This window comes from Phocaeicola salanitronis DSM 18170 (assembly GCF_000190575.1).
GTDB classification, from domain to species: Bacteria; Bacteroidota; Bacteroidia; order Bacteroidales; family Bacteroidaceae; genus Phocaeicola; species Phocaeicola salanitronis.
In genome coordinates this window covers 3,840,089-3,857,469 of sequence record NC_015164.1, presented here as the reverse complement: position 1 = coordinate 3,857,469, position 17,381 = coordinate 3,840,089, and the positions used below count along the sequence as shown (strand labels likewise).

15 protein-coding genes and 2 tRNA genes are annotated in these 17,381 nt (G+C 48.2%); 8 read left to right on the top strand and 9 right to left on the bottom strand.

What is annotated here, in order from left to right; translation table 11 throughout:
- Nucleotides 1–24: 24 nt before the first annotated feature.
- Nucleotides 25–1,566 carry a glycoside hydrolase family 28 protein gene (locus BACSA_RS16660; protein ID WP_013619188.1) on the bottom strand — a complete coding sequence of 514 codons (1,542 nt, stop codon included), beginning with the start codon at nucleotides 1,564–1,566 and terminating at the stop codon, nucleotides 25–27.
- Nucleotides 1,567–2,136: 570 nt separating this feature from the next.
- Between BACSA_RS16660 and BACSA_RS16655 the strand changes: the two genes are divergently transcribed.
- Both BACSA_RS16655 and BACSA_RS16650 read left to right on the top strand, forming a co-directional pair.
- On the top strand, nucleotides 2,137–2,496 hold the full coding sequence (locus BACSA_RS16655) for a BlaI/MecI/CopY family transcriptional regulator (protein WP_013619187.1): 360 nt from the start codon (nucleotides 2,137–2,139) through the stop codon (nucleotides 2,494–2,496).
- Between the two features lie 73 nt (nucleotides 2,497–2,569).
- The gene (locus BACSA_RS16650) at nucleotides 2,570–4,078 is read left to right on the top strand and encodes a M56 family metallopeptidase (protein WP_013619186.1); all 1,509 of its coding nucleotides are present in this window, start codon (nucleotides 2,570–2,572) and stop codon (nucleotides 4,076–4,078) included.
- Nucleotides 4,079–4,344: 266 nt separating this feature from the next.
- On the opposite strand, the gene BACSA_RS16645 is transcribed toward BACSA_RS16650, so the two are convergent.
- The 5 genes from BACSA_RS16645 to BACSA_RS16625 all read right to left on the bottom strand — a co-directional run bounded on the left by BACSA_RS16645 (nucleotide 4,345) and on the right by BACSA_RS16625 (nucleotide 9,651).
- On the bottom strand, nucleotides 4,345–5,283 hold the full coding sequence (locus tag BACSA_RS16645; protein ID WP_013619185.1) for a Ppx/GppA phosphatase family protein: 939 nt from the start codon (nucleotides 5,281–5,283) through the stop codon (nucleotides 4,345–4,347).
- The gene (locus BACSA_RS16640; RefSeq protein ID WP_013619184.1) at nucleotides 5,280–7,349 is read right to left on the bottom strand and encodes an RNA degradosome polyphosphate kinase; all 2,070 of its coding nucleotides are present in this window, start codon (nucleotides 7,347–7,349) and stop codon (nucleotides 5,280–5,282) included. Before BACSA_RS16640 ends, BACSA_RS16645 begins: the two co-directional genes overlap by 4 nt.
- Before the next feature lie 94 nt (nucleotides 7,350–7,443).
- The gene (locus tag BACSA_RS16635) at nucleotides 7,444–8,562 is read right to left on the bottom strand and encodes a glycosyltransferase family protein (protein ID WP_013619183.1); all 1,119 of its coding nucleotides are present in this window, start codon (nucleotides 8,560–8,562) and stop codon (nucleotides 7,444–7,446) included.
- The gene (locus tag BACSA_RS16630; protein WP_013619182.1) at nucleotides 8,559–9,374 is read right to left on the bottom strand and encodes a UDP-2,3-diacylglucosamine diphosphatase; all 816 of its coding nucleotides are present in this window, start codon (nucleotides 9,372–9,374) and stop codon (nucleotides 8,559–8,561) included. The genes BACSA_RS16635 and BACSA_RS16630 overlap by 4 nt, the downstream gene beginning before the upstream one ends.
- A 76-nt stretch (nucleotides 9,375–9,450) precedes the next feature.
- Nucleotides 9,451–9,651 carry a type II toxin-antitoxin system HicB family antitoxin gene (locus tag BACSA_RS16625; RefSeq protein WP_013619181.1) on the bottom strand — a complete coding sequence of 67 codons (201 nt, stop codon included), beginning with the start codon at nucleotides 9,649–9,651 and terminating at the stop codon, nucleotides 9,451–9,453.
- Nucleotides 9,652–9,806: 155 nt separating this feature from the next.
- Here BACSA_RS16625 and BACSA_RS16620 point away from each other — a divergent pair, with 155 nt between their 5' ends.
- Nucleotides 9,807–10,460: an HAD family hydrolase gene (locus tag BACSA_RS16620; RefSeq protein WP_013619180.1), complete on the top strand. Its 654-nt coding sequence runs from the start codon at nucleotides 9,807–9,809 to the stop codon at nucleotides 10,458–10,460.
- Nucleotides 10,461–10,523: 63 nt separating this feature from the next.
- On the opposite strand, the gene pfkA is transcribed toward BACSA_RS16620, so the two are convergent.
- Nucleotides 10,524–11,504: a 6-phosphofructokinase gene (gene pfkA / locus BACSA_RS16615; protein ID WP_013619179.1), complete on the bottom strand. Its 981-nt coding sequence runs from the start codon at nucleotides 11,502–11,504 to the stop codon at nucleotides 10,524–10,526.
- A 232-nt stretch (nucleotides 11,505–11,736) separates the two neighbouring features.
- On the opposite strand from pfkA, the gene BACSA_RS19565 reads away from it, so the two are divergent.
- Nucleotides 11,737–12,051 carry a nitrous oxide-stimulated promoter family protein gene (locus BACSA_RS19565; RefSeq protein ID WP_013619178.1) on the top strand — a complete coding sequence of 105 codons (315 nt, stop codon included), beginning with the start codon at nucleotides 11,737–11,739 and terminating at the stop codon, nucleotides 12,049–12,051.
- Nucleotides 12,052–12,368: 317 nt separating this feature from the next.
- On the opposite strand, the gene BACSA_RS16605 is transcribed toward BACSA_RS19565, so the two are convergent.
- Both BACSA_RS16605 and BACSA_RS16600 read right to left on the bottom strand, forming a co-directional pair.
- A tRNA-Met gene (locus BACSA_RS16605) sits at nucleotides 12,369–12,442 on the bottom strand.
- A 54-nt stretch (nucleotides 12,443–12,496) separates the two neighbouring features.
- Nucleotides 12,497–12,570: transfer RNA gene (locus BACSA_RS16600), tRNA-Met, on the bottom strand.
- Nucleotides 12,571–13,024: 454 nt separating this feature from the next.
- Between BACSA_RS16600 and BACSA_RS16595 the strand changes: the two genes are divergently transcribed.
- The 4 genes from BACSA_RS16595 to BACSA_RS16580 all read left to right on the top strand — a co-directional run bounded on the left by BACSA_RS16595 (nucleotide 13,025) and on the right by BACSA_RS16580 (nucleotide 17,338).
- Entirely contained in the window at nucleotides 13,025–13,405 is a 381-nt protein-coding gene (locus tag BACSA_RS16595) for an START-like domain-containing protein (RefSeq protein ID WP_013619177.1), read from the top strand.
- Nucleotides 13,406–13,481: 76 nt separating this feature from the next.
- Nucleotides 13,482–15,392 (top strand): LptF/LptG family permease, encoded by a 1,911-nt coding sequence (locus BACSA_RS16590; RefSeq protein WP_013619176.1) that lies wholly within the window; start codon nucleotides 13,482–13,484, stop codon nucleotides 15,390–15,392.
- A gap of 4 nt (nucleotides 15,393–15,396) precedes the next feature.
- Nucleotides 15,397–16,611, top strand: a complete 1,215-nt coding sequence (locus BACSA_RS16585) for a bifunctional 3,4-dihydroxy-2-butanone-4-phosphate synthase/GTP cyclohydrolase II (protein ID WP_013619175.1) — start codon at nucleotides 15,397–15,399, stop codon at nucleotides 16,609–16,611.
- Between the two features lie 19 nt (nucleotides 16,612–16,630).
- On the top strand, nucleotides 16,631–17,338 hold the full coding sequence (locus BACSA_RS16580; protein ID WP_013619174.1) for a Bax inhibitor-1/YccA family protein: 708 nt from the start codon (nucleotides 16,631–16,633) through the stop codon (nucleotides 17,336–17,338).
- The last annotated feature ends 43 nt before the right edge of the window (nucleotides 17,339–17,381 follow it).

Below are 17,381 nucleotides of genomic sequence, written 5' to 3'. Positions count from 1 at the left end.
TAAAGTTTTTCCAATTATCAATTGTTAATTGTCAATTGAAAAAATCCATCTTTCGGGCACTCCCGCTTTCCGTTGCAAGCCGGTCTGCCTCAACACCACCTGCCCCGCCTGCTTGTCTTCGGGCAAAACGATATCCGAAAGGTTCAGCCTGCTCACGCGGTCGAACACAAAAGCCGGACGGTAATCGTCCTCGCGCAAATGCAGCGTAATGCCCTTTAGGGTCAGGCCGGACACGTGGCGCACATAAAATCCCCACGCCGGCAATTCCCCGAACATGCTGAACTCGGGATAGCCGTCTACGTTTTCGGGCACATCCGCCAGCCGGCTCAACGAGATATACGCCATGCCTTTCGACGCGCGTCCCGGATAAACGATTTCGATATTCTCCAACGTCACATTCTCAACGTCATGTCCCGGTATGCCCGAAATGGAAGCAGGAAAAGGATTGTGGAAGAAAGGCAAGGCAGGACCGCGCAGGTCGTAATCGATGTCCGGACGCCCGAAAGGAATCTCGGCATACAGGTTGCGGATGCTTACATTCCGCACATACCCCGGCGCCTCGCCCGACCGGTGCCCCAAGCGGATGAAAATGGCATTACCTGTATTGACAGCATGTATGTTGCTCACCCGGATGTTCTCTATCGCCGCTCCGTCTACCGACTCGATGGCGATAGCCGAACGGTAGGTATCCTTGACACGGATATCGTCTATCGTCACATTCTTGAAGCCCCCACCCGACTCAGTCCCGAACTTAATGGCGCTGGCACTGCTGATAATCCGGCAATGGGCGATAGACACACGGTCGTTGCACGCATCCCGGTTGTGCGACTTCAGGCAAATGCCGTCGTCCGCCGAATTTACATCACAATGGGCGATGCGCACGTCCTTGCAATCGCTGATGTCTATGCCGTCGTTGTTCCAATACGCCCGGTTTTCGATATGCAGGCTATCCAGCGTCACATCGGTACACAACGAGAACGAAAGTCCCCATGCCGCACTGCTCCTGAAGCTGACACGATGTATGCGCACATTCCGGCATCCCCTGACGAACAACAGCTTGGGACGCGTATTGGGACGCTTGCGATACGTATTGTAATGCGGGTCGACCAGCTCCCCCGTATGGTGCAGGCTATCAATGGTCAGAGCCAGTTCCCTGCCCTGCCCGTCTACACATCCGCCTCCTGTAATGCCGATATTCTCCGCCCCGTCGGCATAAATCAACGCCTGGTCGAAATGGTCATTGTTCACCTTCAGTTTTTTTTCCGTACTGAACTTCGGATAATCGTAAGGCGAAGTGCTCCCCAGCAAGACAGCCCCCTCTTCCAAATGCAACGTTACGCCCGACTTCAGCCGCAAGCTTCCCGTCAGATAACGCCCTGCGGGGAAACGCAAAACACCTCCCCCACGTGCATGAAGTCCGTCAATGGCACCTTGCAGGCTACCGGTATTCAACGTCTTCCCGTCGCCTACGGCTCCATGACGGGTCACGTCAAGCTCCATAACACCTGCCATGCCCGATAAAGCATACCCAAGGCAGGCAACAAAAAAGATGAGTTTATGTTTCATAGCCAGCTTATTAAGTTCGTTATGCAAAGATAAAAATAAAACATCACTCCAAAGCCTACCCAATAAATAAAAAATAAATTGAATTCCGCAAACATCCCATGTAGGGGCGTATCGCATACGCCCGAATGCGTCCACTTATCCATGCGGATGTCTTCAGGGCGTATGCGATACGCCCCTACAGCAATTGGGCAAAATGCGGAATTCATTAAAAATAAACAAAACGGTAACTTATCAAACAGACAAGCCTGTATTTGCTTTTAAGCACTGCTTCTTTTATGCTTTCAAATAAATAGATTTTGTGGTTTCCATATCAAGAACGTATGGTTTCCATATCAAAACCGTACGGTTTCCATATCGAGAACGTACGGTTTTGAATTGGAAACCATAAAACTTACTGATATAAATTGCTATATTACCGCAAAAGCATTGGCATTACAACATACGCTTTCCGCAAATAGACTTTTCTTCATTTCCTCCACTGACTTTCGCCACTGTTCACCATTATTAACTATAAAAATTAGTTGAATAACTAAAGCTTTTAGTTACTTTGCGGAAACAAACGGAAATAGCATGAAAAGACTGACCGCAAAAGAAGAAGAAGTAATGGGATTTTTCTGGGAGAAAGGTCCTTTGTTCGTCAAGCAGCTGCTGGAGTTCTATCCCGAGCCGCGTCCGCACTTCAATACGCTTTCCACCATTGTGCGCGGACTGGAAGAGAAAGGCTATCTGGCGCATACGGCATTCGGCAATACGTACCAATACCGTGCCGCCGTGTCGAAAGACGAGTTCAAGCGCGGGACGCTGAAAAGCGTCATCAGCAAGTATTTCAACAATTCCTACTTAGGGGTGGTCTCTTCGCTGGTAAAGGAAGAGGAGATTTCGATAGAGGAGCTGAAAGAGCTTATCAAGCAAGTGGAGGAAGGGAAATAAGTTTTCATAAAGTAGAGACGATGTGCACATCGTCTCTACATACCAAACTTAAGAACTCAAAAACTCAAAAAATATGGGACTATTTTTTATCTACATACTGAAAGCATCGGTTTGCCTGGCATTGTTCTACCTGTTTTATAAGGTATTGCTGAGCAAGGAAACGTTTCATCGGTTCAACCGGCTGGCATTGCTGGGCATATTGGTCTTGTCGTGCCTCCTGCCTGCGGTAAAGATTGCCATCAGCGAACCTACGGCATTGAACCAGACCGTATCGGACTTGGAAAGCCTGCTGATGCTGGCTGAACTCAATGCAGGAACAGAAGCCGCGGAAACGGTTTCCCGGTTCGGATGGCAAGAAGCAATGGTAGGCATTTATCTGGCAGGAGTATCCTTCTTCTGTCTCAAGAGCCTGTTCGGAATCGGGCGGATATGTACCGTCATCCGCAGGAACCGGAAAGAAAGGCTGGCAGACGGGAGCATCCTGGTACGTTATCCGGGGAAAATCGCCCCGTTCAGCTGGATGCATTACATCGTGATGCCGGACACAGACCTGCAAGAAGACAACAGGGCGATAGTGGCACACGAGCAAGCCCACATCCGCCTCCGGCACTCGTGGGACTTGCTGCTTGCCCAAGCGTGCATCGTCGTGCAATGGTTCAATCCGGCGGCATGGCTGGTGAAGCAAGAATTGCAGAACATCCACGAATACGAAGCCGATGAAGCCGTACTGGCATCCGGCGTCAACGCCAAGGAATATCAATTGTTATTAATAAAGAAAGCCGTTGGCTCAAGGCTCTACTCTCTCGCCAACAGCTTAAATCACAGTTCACTTAAAAAACGTATCACTATGATGATGAGAAAAAAATCGAACCCGTGGGCACGCGCCAAGTACCTCTACGTACTTCCGCTGGCTGCAGTAGCTGTAGCCGCTTTTGCCCGTCCCGAAATCTCGAAACCACTGGAAGAGATTTCACGTGTCAAAGTTACGGAATTTCCGGCAATATCCGATGCCGTAACAAGTGAAAGTATCGAAAAAAACGATACACTTAAAGACAATGAGGAAGAACCTTATACGGCGGTAGAACAGATGCCCCAGTTCCCGGGCGGTCCAAGCGAATTGATGAAATACATCAGCGCGAACCTGCGCTATCCCGAAGACGCCAAGCGGGACAAGACGGAAGGAAGAGTCATCGCCCGCTTTACGGTGAAGAAAGACGGAAGCATCGGAGACGTGAATATCGTGCGTGGCGTAAGCCCCAGCCTCGATGCCGAAGCCGTGCGGGTACTTTCGGGTATGCCCCGATGGGAACCGGGCATGCAGAACGGGAAAGCCGTACCGACGCTGTATACCGTTCCGGTGGTATTCAGAATCATTGAAGACGGGAAGCAGGACAGCACGGAAGTGGCGCTTGCACCCAAACCATTGGTGCTTGTTGACGGAAAAGAATATACAGGCTCTCTCGATGCGATTGACCCGCAGAGCATTGAAAGGATTGACGTATTGAAAGACCCGTCAAGCACAGAAACATACGGCGAGAAAGGCAAGAACGGCGTGATTCTGGTTACGACCAAGAAGAAATAAAATTGGGGTCATACATTTTTAGAAACGCAGATTAACGCGGATTTTCGCAGATTATATATAGTAAAACAAAATTGGTTTGCGAAAAATCATTTGTCATGCTGAACGTAGTGAAGCATCTCGGATGCGCCCACGTGGATGTCTACGAGATCCTTCACGTTCGTTCAGGATGACAATACATCAAGATTTTTTCGCAAACCAATTTTGTTCTACTATAAAATAAAAATTTCTGCGTCAATCCGCGCTAATCTGCGTTTCATTCAATCATATCATTTTTCCGCATCGAGCGACTTCAATGATTTCCCGTGTTCGCGCTCTTCCTTGCTTCCGGCATAAAGCCCGTCGATGATACCATCGGCAAGACCAATGGTTGGCACATAGATATATGAGGAGCCTAAGATATCGGCTATGGTCAGGAAGATGTTGCCTGCAGGCACGATAACATCTGCACGGTCGGGCTTCAGGCTAAACTTATCCATACGCTCTTCCACCGACAAGACACTCAATTCGTCGTACAAGCCACGCAGGGTTTCTACCGTCATGCGTTGGGCTTTCTTGTCTTTCTTCTCCGCCAGCCGGTAGAGCTTGTTGATGTTTCCTCCCGAACCGATGATGTTGGTATCGGGATATTGGCGGGCAAGTTCCGCCATATCCTCTTTCAGGCGCGTCCACTCGCTTTCCTTTACCGCCTTGTTCAGCAAACGCACGGTACCGATGTTGTACGAACGGCTGCACTGCAATTCTCCTTGCGAAAGCAGGTTGATTTCGGTCGAACCTCCCCCTACATCCACATACAGGTAATTGCCCGTGCGGTCTTTCATATATTCAATGTGGTTGTTATAGACGATTTGCGCCTCTTCCTGTCCGCCGATAATCTCAATGTGAATACCGGTTTTCTTCTCGATTTCCTTGATGATGTCCATACCGTTCTTGGCATCGCGCATCGCCGAAGTGGCACACGCGCGGTACTTCTGCACATCGTAAATCTTCATCAGATAGGCATACGATTTCATCAGGCGCATCATGTTCTTTTCACGCTTTTCCGAAATCTTTCCCTTGCCGAACACATCAAAACCCAGGCGGAGAGGCACACGCAGCAGCAATTCCTTCGTGAACTTCGCCTGTCCTTCATTTTCTTCAATCCGTTTCACCAGCAAACGGGCGGCATTCGAACCGATGTCGATTGCCGCATAATTCATCTCTGTCATTCTTCTTTCTCGTTTTTAGCTACATAGTAATTATACAATGCTTCTTGCGAACGGAAAGGTTTTTCATCGCCGATTAAGGCATGGAAATCATTGTCTCCCGTACCGTCTACGATACGTCCTTGCTGGGTATCCTTCAGCCCGTATTCCACCACCCGTTTCATTTCTTCCTTGATATCAGGGTCATACACCGGGGTGATGACCTCTACACGATGGTCCAAATTACGTGGCATCCAGTCTGCCGAGCCGATGAAAACTTTCTCCGTACCGCCCGCAGCGAATACAAAGATACGGGAATGTTCCAAATATCGGTCAATAATTGCGTTAATTCGTATATTTTCGCTCACATCCGGCACATCGGTGACCAAAGAACAGTTTCCCCGGACCACCAAATCGATGTCTACCCCCGCCTGCGAAGCCTCGTAAAGCTTCTCTACCATAACGGGGTCGGTGATGTGGTTGATTTTAATCTTGATATAGGCAGGCTTGCCCGCTTTCTTGTTCTTGATTTCATTGCGGATAAGGGCGATGAACTTGTTTTTCATCTCATTGGGCGAAACCAGCAATTCCTTGAACTTGATAGGAGCGTAGGGACGCTCGATAAAGTCGAATACGGCATTCACGTCCTTCACCAGCCGGGGCGATGCCGTCATCAGCATGCAATCGGTGTACATACGGGCATTGCCCTCGTGGAAGTTTCCGGTACTGATGCAAGCGATGTCCGGTCCGCTCTTCATTTCGATATGGGTAATCTTAGAGTGTACCTTCAAGCCTTCCACACCGAAAATAACACGGATGCCCGCATCCTGCATCTTCTTCGACCAGTTGACATTGGAAGCCTCATCGAAACGTGCCAGCAGCTCGATGACTACCGTCACTTTCTTTCCGTTCCGGGCTGCGGCTATCAGGGCTTTCACAACCTTCGATTCCTTAGCCAGACGGTAGAGTGTAATCTTGATGCCGGTGACCTGCTTGCTCACCGCCGCTTCTTGCAGTACGCGGATGAACGAGTCGAAGCTATGGTAAGGCACATGGATGAAACGGTCTTTCTGCTGGATTTTCTGCAGCAGGCTATCGGGACCGTCCAGGCTCTTGCGCACAATAGGCGCCCAAACGGGATATTTCAAATCCGTACGGTCGCAATCGGGGAAACGCATGAAGTCCTTATGGTTCTGATAGCGTCCTCCTGCCATGACCGTATCGTTCTTGTCCACATCCAGCTTGTTCAATACCCGTTTCAGCAAATCCTTCGGCATGCTTGCATCATAGAGCACACGCAGAGGCTCGCCATGCTTCCGGCTCTTCACGCCTTTCAATATCTTCTGCAAGGTGCCGCTATTGGCATCGTTGTCGATTTCCATCTCCGCATCGCGGGTAAACTTATAGGTATAGGCTTCGAAATGAGTATATCCCAATCCTTCGAACACCAAAGGCAGGCAGCACCGGATGACATCGTCCAGATACATCAGGTAACGCTTCTCGCCCTGATTGGGCAAACGGACAAAGCGCCCGCAAAGCCCTACGGGCAATTCGAGGAAGGCATAGTCGAACACACGCGCGTTTTCGCCCTTCCCTACCTTTACCGCCAGATAAATGTTCTCGTCGTTCCCGAAATCGAGCGACTTGACCGTAGAGAACCAAATAGGGATAACGGCTCCGCTCAGTTTCGACTTATAGAATGAATAAATGAACTCTTTTTGTTCGGGAGATATTTCTGTATCAGAAAGCAAGAAAATGTTTTCTTTCCGAAGTTCTTCGGTGATATTCGCAATCGCCTCTCCGTATTCCTTTACGTAACGGGCATTCAGGCGGGAGATTTGCTTAATCAGTTTCTTGGCATGTTCGCTTTCCTTTGCCGCCGACTTCTCTGCATATTCGGCGATACGGCTTTGCGAAGCCACACGCACACGGAAGAATTCGTCCAGGTTATTCGAATAAATGCCTAAGAAAGACATGCGCTCCAACAAAGGCACATGCGGACGGCATGCTTCCTGCAAAATACGCCGGTTAAAGAACATCCAACTGACATCCCGGTCTAAATAAGGGGTTTTCTTTTTCTTCTGTACCATAACAACACATTTTTCTGCAAAGAAAAAGAATTGATGTTACATTTCAATTGCAAACCTGGGAAAAAGAATAGCTAAATAATTATAAAAGGAATCTTTACACATATTCTTCTACCATATACATATCCTGAACGCAATCGTGTGTAGTGTATTTTTCCAGCTCGTTCAAGATAATGTAACGTGAAGAACGCACCCACAACGGGAATGCCGGATTGGGGCGGAAGTCCTTAGCGAAAGCCAGCAGCTTATCCAAATTAAAACCTTCGTCCACAATGCCCGCACCGCTCTGCACCGCATCGTATGCGTTGCATTCCTGCTCGATATGTGCCGGCACCATCAGAATCGGCTTGCCCAAATACATGGCTTCGCATACCGACTCGAATCCGGCGGTGCTGGCATACGCCTTGCATCCCGACATCTGGCGCAGAAACTCACGGTCGTCCAATTGATAGAACCACAAGGTATCGTCCACCTTCTTGACCGGCTCTTCCTCCCAATGGTCCCAAAAGAAGCGCAAAGCCACTTCGGGATGTTCGTTATGCCAACGGCACACGTATTCGGAGAAACCCGAATTGACCATATAGCCATGAATGTAATCCCCTTCGACTGGTTCTTGTTCGAATACTTCCTGACGCAACAAGGGAGGAATAATACTCAATTTATGGCTGTCATCGTCTTTCATCGCGCGGAACGAAAGAGCAAACCTGCGCGAAGCCCCCAACGAGGTCAAACGAGTAAACATGTTCATCAGAAAATAGCTGCACCGGTTCTTCTTCGGCACCTGAAACTCTTTATGCAAAAACAGGTACTGATGTCCGATGCACACCAGCGGAACCTGCGGACGGAAAAAGAAAAACGTCAGTCCGGTCAGCAATTCATAAAAGTTAATCACCAAATCCGCCCCCGTCTCGCGGATACGCCGGTTGATATAGCACATGCTCTCATAATATTCGGGCGATTTCCACAAGCTGTACAAAAAACTCCGGCTCAAGTTGGCACGCCGGTTGGCACGTGTAGGCAAGAAGTTAGGACTGATGATGTGCTTGATAGGAGCCTGAATGTTCCGGATAAAAAATCCCGGAAGCCTGCGCGATTCGCTTTTCCCTACCAACACTTCCACCACTTCGTGGCCGTTCTCCCGAAGCAGCTTTTCCATGGATATGGCTTGGGTCAGATGCCCTCTCCCTTCTCCTTGCACTACAAACAATACTCTCATGACGCAACAGATATTATAGATAATACTGAATCTTTTTCTTCGTTTTCCGCCTCTTTCCGCTTCATGGCTTCGGTATAAAACAGAACCTCCCACTTCCCTTCCTCATCTTCGGTCAGGGCTGAAAGCGTTTCTACCCAATCGCCTGAATTCAGGTAATGAATACCGTCTACCATCCGGTTCTCAGGGTGATGGATGTGCCCGCATATCACGCCTTCGCACTTCCGGTTACGCGCAAATTCCACCAATACGTTCTCGAAATCGGATATATAATTCACGGCTTGCTTCACCTTTTGCTTGATGGCTTGCGACAACGAATAATACGGCTTGCCCCGCTTCAGGCGGTATTTGTTGTAAAAGCTGTTCATCTCCAGCAACAAGGTATATCCGATATCGCCCAGTTTTGCCAGCCACTTCATGCCCGATGTAATCTTGTCGAACACATCCCCGTGGGTCACGAAATAATGCTTCCCGTTACTCTCCAGTATGTAATCCTTCACCAGATGCAGGTTGGCGAATTGCAACGGAATCAAGCTATCCAAAAAATCATCATGATTTCCCCGTACATAGATAATTTCGGTCCCGAAATTCTCCATCATCTTCATCAAAATCTTAAAGAAGCGCGTATGTTCGGGCTTCCACTTGCGCACGCCGGATTTCTTCAAACTCCAGCCATCAATAATGTCACCGTTCAATATCAGGCGGTCACAATCTACAGAACTCAAAAAATCGCTCACTTGATTCACTTTCGAATGAGAAGTCCCCAAATGGATGTCCGAAAGCACTACGGTACGATAATGCGGTCTTATGCTCATTTATAATCTGATAATTAATTCCTTGCAAAGAAAAGGACTATTTTATTATTATGCAATACAAAAGCCATATTTTTTTTCAGCTTGCATCCTCTATCCGGTATAACAGGGCGATTTCGTTGAAATACTCTTCGGCTACATCCTGAAGATTTGCCAGAGCGTCATCTTCTGTCTCACCGTAAGCACAGCATTGGTCATAGTCTGACAAATAGGCGTAATAGCCACCGTCTGCCGTACATTCTAACACGTAATTTTCAGGAAAAGGTACACTTGCATTCATATCTTTTACTTTTTAAAACTTCCCAAAAGTCCGCTTTTCATATTACAATATGATGTATAATGTATTACTTTTCTGTTTATTCAGCCCCGTTCACTCCGTTATTCAAGCTAAAATCCGTATCTTTACCGCCGTAAAACACAAAAATTGACACACAAATGAAAAAACTGGTTATATTCGACTTAGACGGAACCCTGCTCAACACCATCGCCGACCTTGCCGGAGCCACCAACTATGCCCTCAAGGCTTGCGGATACCCTCAGCACGATACCGACGAATACCGTTTCTTTGTCGGAAACGGAATCAACAAGCTCTTCGAGCGAGCCCTGCCCGAAGCAGAGCGGAACGAAACGAACATCCGGAAAATACGCTCGCTCTTCGTTCCTTATTATAATATGCACAATGCCGACTTAAGCCGCCCCTATCCGGCGATACCGCATGTGCTTGAAACGCTTCAGGAAAAAGGAATGGCCCTCGCCGTAGCCTCGAACAAATATCAGGAAGCCACCGAAAAGCTCATCAAGCACTATTTCCCGCAAATCCATTTCCTCCGCATCTTCGGCCAGCGGGAGAATGTGCCCGTCAAGCCCGACCCCAGCGTGATAGTGGAAATCATGCAGGCCGCAGGAGCATCCCCCCAAGACACAGCTTACATCGGAGATTCAGGCGTAGACATGCAGACGGGCATCAATGCCGGAACAGAAACCATCGGCGCCGCCTGGGGATTCCGTCCGCGCACCGAACTGGAAGCCTACCATCCCGCATTCATCGCCGATACACCCGAAGAATTGCTTGATTTTCTGATGAAGTAGCTTATAAAGAATGAAGAATGAGGAATTCTTCATTCTTAATTCTTCATTCTTCATTTAAAAATATCAAATCGATAACTCGTCAAGCACCTGAATAAGCGACTTGTCGAGCGGCTTGTCTTTCTTGATGGCTTCCGAGAAAGGCACATACACCACCTTATCATTACGGATACCTATCATCACGTTCCGCTGGTCTTCTTTCAGCGCCTCGATAGCACCTACCCCCAGGCGGCTTGCCAAAATACGGTCGTACGCACTCGGAGAACCTCCCCGCTGCAAGTGCCCCAAAATGGTGACACGCACGTCGTATTGCGGATATTCTTTCTTCACACGCTCGGCATAGTGCATAGCTCCTCCGTCCTTAGGCGATTCGGACACAATCACGATACTGCTGTTCTTCGACTTGCGGAAGCCGCGCCCGATAAACTGCTCCAGCTGGTCTACGTCGGTCTGGTCTTCCGGGATAATGGCAGCTTCGGCTCCCGAAGCTATCGCACTGTTCTGGGCAAGGAATCCGGCGTCACGCCCCATTACTTCCACAAAGAAGATGCGGTCGTGCGAAGTCGCGGTGTCACGTATCTTGTCCACACATTCCACGATGGTATTCAGTGCCGTATCATAGCCGATGGTCGAGTCGGTTCCGTACAAGTCATTGTCAATCGTTCCGGGCAAACCGATACACGGCACATTAAACTCTTGCGCAAAAGTCAGCGCACCCGTCAACGAACCGTTCCCGCCGATGACAATCAACGCATCGATGCCTGCCGCCACCATGTTATCATACGCCACCTTACGGCCTTCCGGAGTCATGAAGTCCTTCGAACGTGCCGTTTTCAATATCGTACCTCCACGCTGGATAATGCTGCTCACATCTTGCGTGGTAAACTCCTTGATTTCATTCCGAATCAAACCTTCATAACCTCGGTAAATTCCTTTCACCGTATACCCGTTGAAAATAGCGCTGCGTGTCACCGCACGGATAGCCGCATTCATGCCCGAAGCATCACCTCCCGAAGTCAAGATTCCAATACATTTAATTTGTTTCATACCGTCTTATCTGTTAGTTAGTTAAATCTGATGCCTTCCCTTACGGAAATGCACCCCAAATGTAAGACATTCATAACGAAACGCGCAATCTGTAAGTATAAAATATTTAAAATGCCGTAAAATCACATCTCTTTCCCAAAAGCATTTTGAGCTTTCCGGGCTTTTCGTTATCTTCGCTTTTCAAAATTCACACTTTTCCGGATACTTAATCAAAGAAACCATCATTAAAACCATGAGCCGTACCCCCTCACACATCGAACGAGAGAAGCGCGTAGTAACGCAAATGATCAGGCTCTATTGCCGCCATAAAGAAGGAAACGCCACGCTCTGCCCCGCCTGCCAGGCACTTTTGGAATATGCCCATGCCCGCCTCTCGCATTGCCGCTACGGCGAACAGAAACCCACCTGCAAGCAATGCCCCATCCATTGTTACAGTCCCCGGATGCGCGGACAGATGCGAACCGTCATGCGCTACGCCGGCCCGCGCATGTTGTTTCACCATCCCTGGTCCGCCCTGCTCCACCTTTGGCACGAACGACGGAGATAGCCGCACCCGAAAACGCATATACTTGCGCAGGGCTACGCACGTATGTGCAAAGGCATAGGCAAGTATATGAAATCATGTAGCAGAACGAAATTGGTTTGCGAAAAATAAAACGGAACACAAAGGCACAAAGCCACAGAGTTTTATTAACTGACAAATCTTCTGCCTCTCTGTTTTTCAATAGAAAGGATTAACGGATTTTCCGCAATTCATTTTTGATTGCAATAACTTACTATAAAAACAAAAAAGGAGAACTAAAAACAAACGGTTCCGTTCGTTTCTAATTCTCCTTCGAGATTATCTACAAATTTTCAAAATCGTAGCGGGACCCGGGATTGAACCGGGGACCTCATGATTATGAATCATGCGCTCTAACCAGCTGAGCTATCCCGCCGTGTAAGAAACCGCCAGATGTGGAAGCCATCCAACGGCTCTATCTTGTCCGTAGTAGCGGGACCCGGGATTGAACCGGGGACCTCATGATTATGAATCATGCGCTCTAACCAGCTGAGCTATCCCGCCATTTTGGCGATTGCGGGTGCAAAGGTAAAACGTTTTTTTGAATTACGCAATACCTTCGTGCATTTTCTTCTAATTTTATTCAGATTCTGTTTCAATTTAACGAATCCGCATTTACCAAACAGGCGTTACAATTGTTACAATTACAATTAACGTAAAATGCTTTTTTTCAATCCCGGTCAAAAAAGAAAGCCTCATATTAAAATTATATATTATATATATTTATATAAATATATATAATATATAATTTATAAGTGTGATTTTCCCCATTATCTGATTTTCAACTTACAATTAACTGTAATTGTAATTGTAACAATTGTAACGGATAGTGCCTATATCTGTCAGCTCGTTTATCCGGCAGGGATAAACAAAAAATCCGCGATTCGCTATGTAATATACAAAAAATTACTTTAATTTGCGCCCCGTACAAATCAATAACGGAAAAACCTGAATATCCATGAAAAAGAAAATACACATAGAATATACCCTGCCTCCCGCTTCGAGTACCGTCCTTTGGAACGCAATCAGTACGCCATCGGGACTGGAACACTGGTTTGCAGACAAAGTACTGAAACACGAAAAGACCTTTACCTTCCAATGGGGGAAAACCGAAACGCGCAATGCCGAAATCATCAACCTGCGCACCGAATCGTTTGTCCGCTTCCATTGGAGCGACGAAGAGCCCCGCACGTACTTCGAGCTGAAAATCCATTACAACGAACTGACGAGCGACCTCTCGCTGGAAGTGACCGACTTTGCCGATGCCGGCGAAGAAGAAGATGTCATCAACTTATGGGACTCTCAAATCGAGACGTTGCGGCGGGCATGCGGCATATAATTCTTAAAATTATGCAAAACATCGTGCTCCGCATCATTTTTTATGCTACTTTTGCAAGCTGACAACATTATAAGGAATGCTACGCATAAAAAAACTGGATATATTCATTTTAAAGAGCTTCTTGCTGCTCTTTGCCGGAACTTTCTTTATCTGCCTTTTCATCTTCATGATGCAGTTCTTATGGAGATATGTAGACGAGCTGGTAGGAAAGGGCTTGGAGATTAACATACTTGCCCAATTCTTTTTCTATTCGGGCCTGACACTGATTCCGATATCGCTTCCGCTTGCCATCCTGCTGGCGGCCCTCATGACTTTCGGGAACTTCGGAGAGCGGTATGAATTGCTTTCGATGAAAGCCGCAGGCATTCCCCTGCTCCGCATCATGTGCCCCGTCATCTTGTTCTGCGCATTCCTGGGGCTCATGTCTTTCATCTTCCAAAACGAAATCGGTCCGCGTGCACAAAAGAAATTGTGGACGTTATTGGTCTCGATGAAACAGAAATCGCCTGAAGTGGACATTCCGGAAGGCGTATTCTATAGCGAAATCGACGGATACAACATCTACGTAAAACATAAAGACCGCGAAACGGGCATGCTGAAAGACGTGCTCATCTATAATTTCTCGGACGGCTTCGAAAACGCGCACATCATCTGGGCGGAAGAAGGAAAGCTGGAAATGACCGCCGACAAAAAGCATTTGTACCTGCACCTGTACAACGGAGAGCAATTCGAGAACCTGAAATCCCAGTCGGTCATCTCGCGGAACGTGCCCTACCGGCGCGAATCATTCAAGGAAAAGCATACGCTCATCCAGTTCGACTCGGGCTTCAATATGGTGGACGGCGATTTCCTCGACCGCCGTTCGGACATCAAGAACATGCGTGAAATCTCCCAGACCATCGACTCGCTGGAAACACACGCAGACAGCATCGGACGCGCTTATTTCAACGATGTTATCCATACCGCCTATAAAACTCCGGTGCTCACCAAATCCGACTCAACCAAACTGGAAAAGCTGAACGTGGCATATATCAATACCGACAGCATCTTCAACTCGATGACCTCGCAAGAGAAATCGAGCACCCTGAGCAAGACGGAAAACCGGGTATCCTCGCTATTATCCGAGTGCGAGATGAAAAGCTTTCTGACCAAAGACACAGACCGGAACATCCTCTCTCACCGGTCGGACTGGCACAAGAAGATTACCCTCTCGCTTGCCTGCCTTATCTTCTTCTTTATCGGCGCACCGCTGGGAGCCATTATCCGTAAAGGCGGGCTGGGCATGCCGGTAGTGATATCGGTAGTGATTTTCGTTATTTATTACATCATCGATTCAGGCGCGACCCGCGTCGGGAAGAGCGGCGAAATGAATGTAGCGTTAGGCACGTGGATGAGTACCCTCGTCCTGGCTCCGTTAGGCGCGTTTTTCACGTACAAGTCGAACAAAGACTCCGTGGTATTCAACATCGACACGTATGCAGCCTTCTTCCGGAAAGTGTTCGGCATACGCCTTTCCAGACACATGTTCAAAAAAGAAGTGATTATCCACACCCCTGCTTACCGGGACAATGCGGAAACACTGGAACAAATCAGTGCCGCATGTGAGGAATACCTGCGCACGCACCGCCTGAAAGGATTGCCCAACTACATCAAGATATTCACAAGCAACAAGCATGATGACGCCATAGCCGACCTCAGCCAACAGATGGAAACGGTCATCGAGGAACTTTCGAACACCAAAGACCCCGTCTTGCTGAACCTGATGAACAATTACCCGTTCTTGTGGGTTAAGTCTCATAAAAGCCCGTTCGAAAACCGTTGGCTCAATGCCCTGCTGGGCATCGTGCTACCTGCCGGCGTGCTGGTATACCTGAACATCTGGCGTTTCCGGATACGGCTGGAAAAAGACTTGAAAACGATTATAAAGACAAACGGACAAATCGTAGAACGAATAAAAGACCAACAATACTATCATTTACAATCATAATAATATGGACAAGATAAAGCTAAATACGGTAGAGGAAGCGATAGAAGACTTCCGCAAAGGCGAGTTTGTTATCGTCGTAGACGATGAAGACCGCGAGAATGAAGGCGACCTGATTATTGCCGCAGAGCTGATTACGCCCGAAAAAGTAAACTTTATGCTGAAGCACGCACGCGGAGTGCTTTGCGCGCCGATTACGCTCTCCCGCTGCAAAGAACTGGATTTGCCCCATCAAGTGGCAAACAATACTTCAGTCTTAGGAACCCCGTTTACGGTGACCATCGACAAGCTGGAAGGATGCAGCACAGGCGTTTCTGCAGCCGACCGTGCCGCCACCATCCGCGCCCTTGCCGACCCTTCATCGACCCCGGAAACCTTTGGACGTCCCGGACATATCAACCCGCTTTACGCACAAGATAAAGGTGTGCTCCGCCGTGCCGGACATACAGAAGCCAGCATCGACCTTGCCAAGCTTGCCGGCCTTTACCCTGCCGCCGCCCTCATGGAAGTGATGAACGAAGACGGCACCATGGCGCGCCTTCCCGAATTACGCCAAATGGCAGACCTGTACGGCTTCAAGCTCATCTCCATCGCCGACCTCATCGCATACCGCCTGAAACAGGAATCGTTAGTAGAGAAAGGCGTAGAGGTAGACATGCCTACCGAATACGGGCACTTCCGGCTGATTCCTTTCCGCCAAAAAAGCAACGGACTGGAACACGTGGCATTAATAAAAGGAGAGTTCGGACCGGACGAGCCGGTACTGGTGCGTGTACATTCATCGTGTGCTACGGGCGACATCTTCGGTTCGCTGCGGTGCGATTGCGGAGACCAGCTTCATAAAGCCATGCAAATGATAGAAAAAGAAGGTAAAGGCGCCGTCATCTACCTCATTCAGGAAGGGCGCGGCATCGGGCTGATGGAAAAGATGAAAGCCTATAAGCTTCAGGAAGAAGGCATGGATACCGTAGACGCCAACATCTGCCTCGGACATCAAGCCGATGAGCGCGATTATGGCGTAGGCGCACAAATCCTGCGCGAAATAGGCATCCACAAGATGCGCCTGCTCACCAACAATCCCGTGAAACGTGTAGGGCTGGAAGCCTACGGTCTGGAAATCGTAGAAAACGTACCGATTGAAGTGACTCCCAATCCCTATAACGAACGTTACCTGCATACAAAGAAAGACCGCATGGGACATACGCTGCACTTTAAGAATTAACAATTAATAATTGACAGATATGGAAACAAACGATTTGGCAAAAGCCTACGCGTCTAAAGCAAAGACCGTACAAGCTACCCTGATGCGCAATGTCTATACATGGATGACATTGGCGCTGGTCATTACCGGACTGGTATCTCTATATGTGGCAAAATCATACACGCTGCTCTCAATGATTGTACAGAACCAAATGCTCTTCTGGGGGCTTCTGATTGCTGAAATAGGACTGGTTATCTACCTTTCCGCACGCATCCACCGGATTGCCTTCAGCACTGCTACCCTGCTCTTTATCGCCTACTCTATCCTGAACGGAATCACACTCGCCTTTATCTTCATGGTCTATACCATGAGTTCCATTGCTACCACTTTCTTTGTAACGGCGGGCACCTTCGGGGTTATGGCGCTTTACGGATATGTAACCAAACGAGACCTGACCCGTATAGGGAATATTTGCATTATGGCACTCATCGGGCTCATCATCGCATCGCTGGTCAATTTATTCTTGCACAATTCGATGATGGACCTTATCATTTCGGGTATCGGCGTACTGATTTTTACGGGGCTGACCGCATACGATTCGCAAAAAATCAAGCATCTGCTTACCGGAGAAGACATGGAAGTGAACGATACCACCCAGAAGATTGCCCTAATGGGTGCCATGACGCTTTACCTCGACTTTATCAATCTTTTCCTGTATTTACTCCGCTTCTTAGGTGACAGAAAGTAAGAAATGCTTTTATATATCAAAAATATTGTTTTACTTTGCACCA

Excerpts from the sequence above, each read along its gene's own strand:
- BACSA_RS16660 (WP_013619188.1), bottom strand. The coding sequence starts at position 1,566 with ATGAAACATAAACTCATCTTTTTTGTTGCCTGCCTTGGGTATGCTTTA.
- BACSA_RS16655 (WP_013619187.1), top strand. The coding sequence starts at position 2,137 with ATGAAAAGACTGACCGCAAAAGAAGAAGAAGTAATGGGATTTTTCTGG.
- BACSA_RS16650 (WP_013619186.1), top strand. The coding sequence starts at position 2,570 with ATGGGACTATTTTTTATCTACATACTGAAAGCATCGGTTTGCCTGGCA.
- BACSA_RS16645 (WP_013619185.1), bottom strand. The coding sequence starts at position 5,283 with ATGACAGAGATGAATTATGCGGCAATCGACATCGGTTCGAATGCCGCC.
- BACSA_RS16640 (WP_013619184.1), bottom strand. The coding sequence starts at position 7,349 with ATGGTACAGAAGAAAAAGAAAACCCCTTATTTAGACCGGGATGTCAGT.
- BACSA_RS16635 (WP_013619183.1), bottom strand. The coding sequence starts at position 8,562 with ATGAGAGTATTGTTTGTAGTGCAAGGAGAAGGGAGAGGGCATCTGACC.
- BACSA_RS16630 (WP_013619182.1), bottom strand. The coding sequence starts at position 9,374 with ATGAGCATAAGACCGCATTATCGTACCGTAGTGCTTTCGGACATCCAT.
- BACSA_RS16625 (WP_013619181.1), bottom strand. The coding sequence starts at position 9,651 with ATGAATGCAAGTGTACCTTTTCCTGAAAATTACGTGTTAGAATGTACG.
- BACSA_RS16620 (WP_013619180.1), top strand. The coding sequence starts at position 9,807 with ATGAAAAAACTGGTTATATTCGACTTAGACGGAACCCTGCTCAACACC.
- pfkA (WP_013619179.1), bottom strand. The coding sequence starts at position 11,504 with ATGAAACAAATTAAATGTATTGGAATCTTGACTTCGGGAGGTGATGCT.
- BACSA_RS19565 (WP_013619178.1), top strand. The coding sequence starts at position 11,737 with ATGAGCCGTACCCCCTCACACATCGAACGAGAGAAGCGCGTAGTAACG.
- BACSA_RS16595 (WP_013619177.1), top strand. The coding sequence starts at position 13,025 with ATGAAAAAGAAAATACACATAGAATATACCCTGCCTCCCGCTTCGAGT.
- BACSA_RS16590 (WP_013619176.1), top strand. The coding sequence starts at position 13,482 with ATGCTACGCATAAAAAAACTGGATATATTCATTTTAAAGAGCTTCTTG.
- BACSA_RS16585 (WP_013619175.1), top strand. The coding sequence starts at position 15,397 with ATGGACAAGATAAAGCTAAATACGGTAGAGGAAGCGATAGAAGACTTC.
- BACSA_RS16580 (WP_013619174.1), top strand. The coding sequence starts at position 16,631 with ATGGAAACAAACGATTTGGCAAAAGCCTACGCGTCTAAAGCAAAGACC.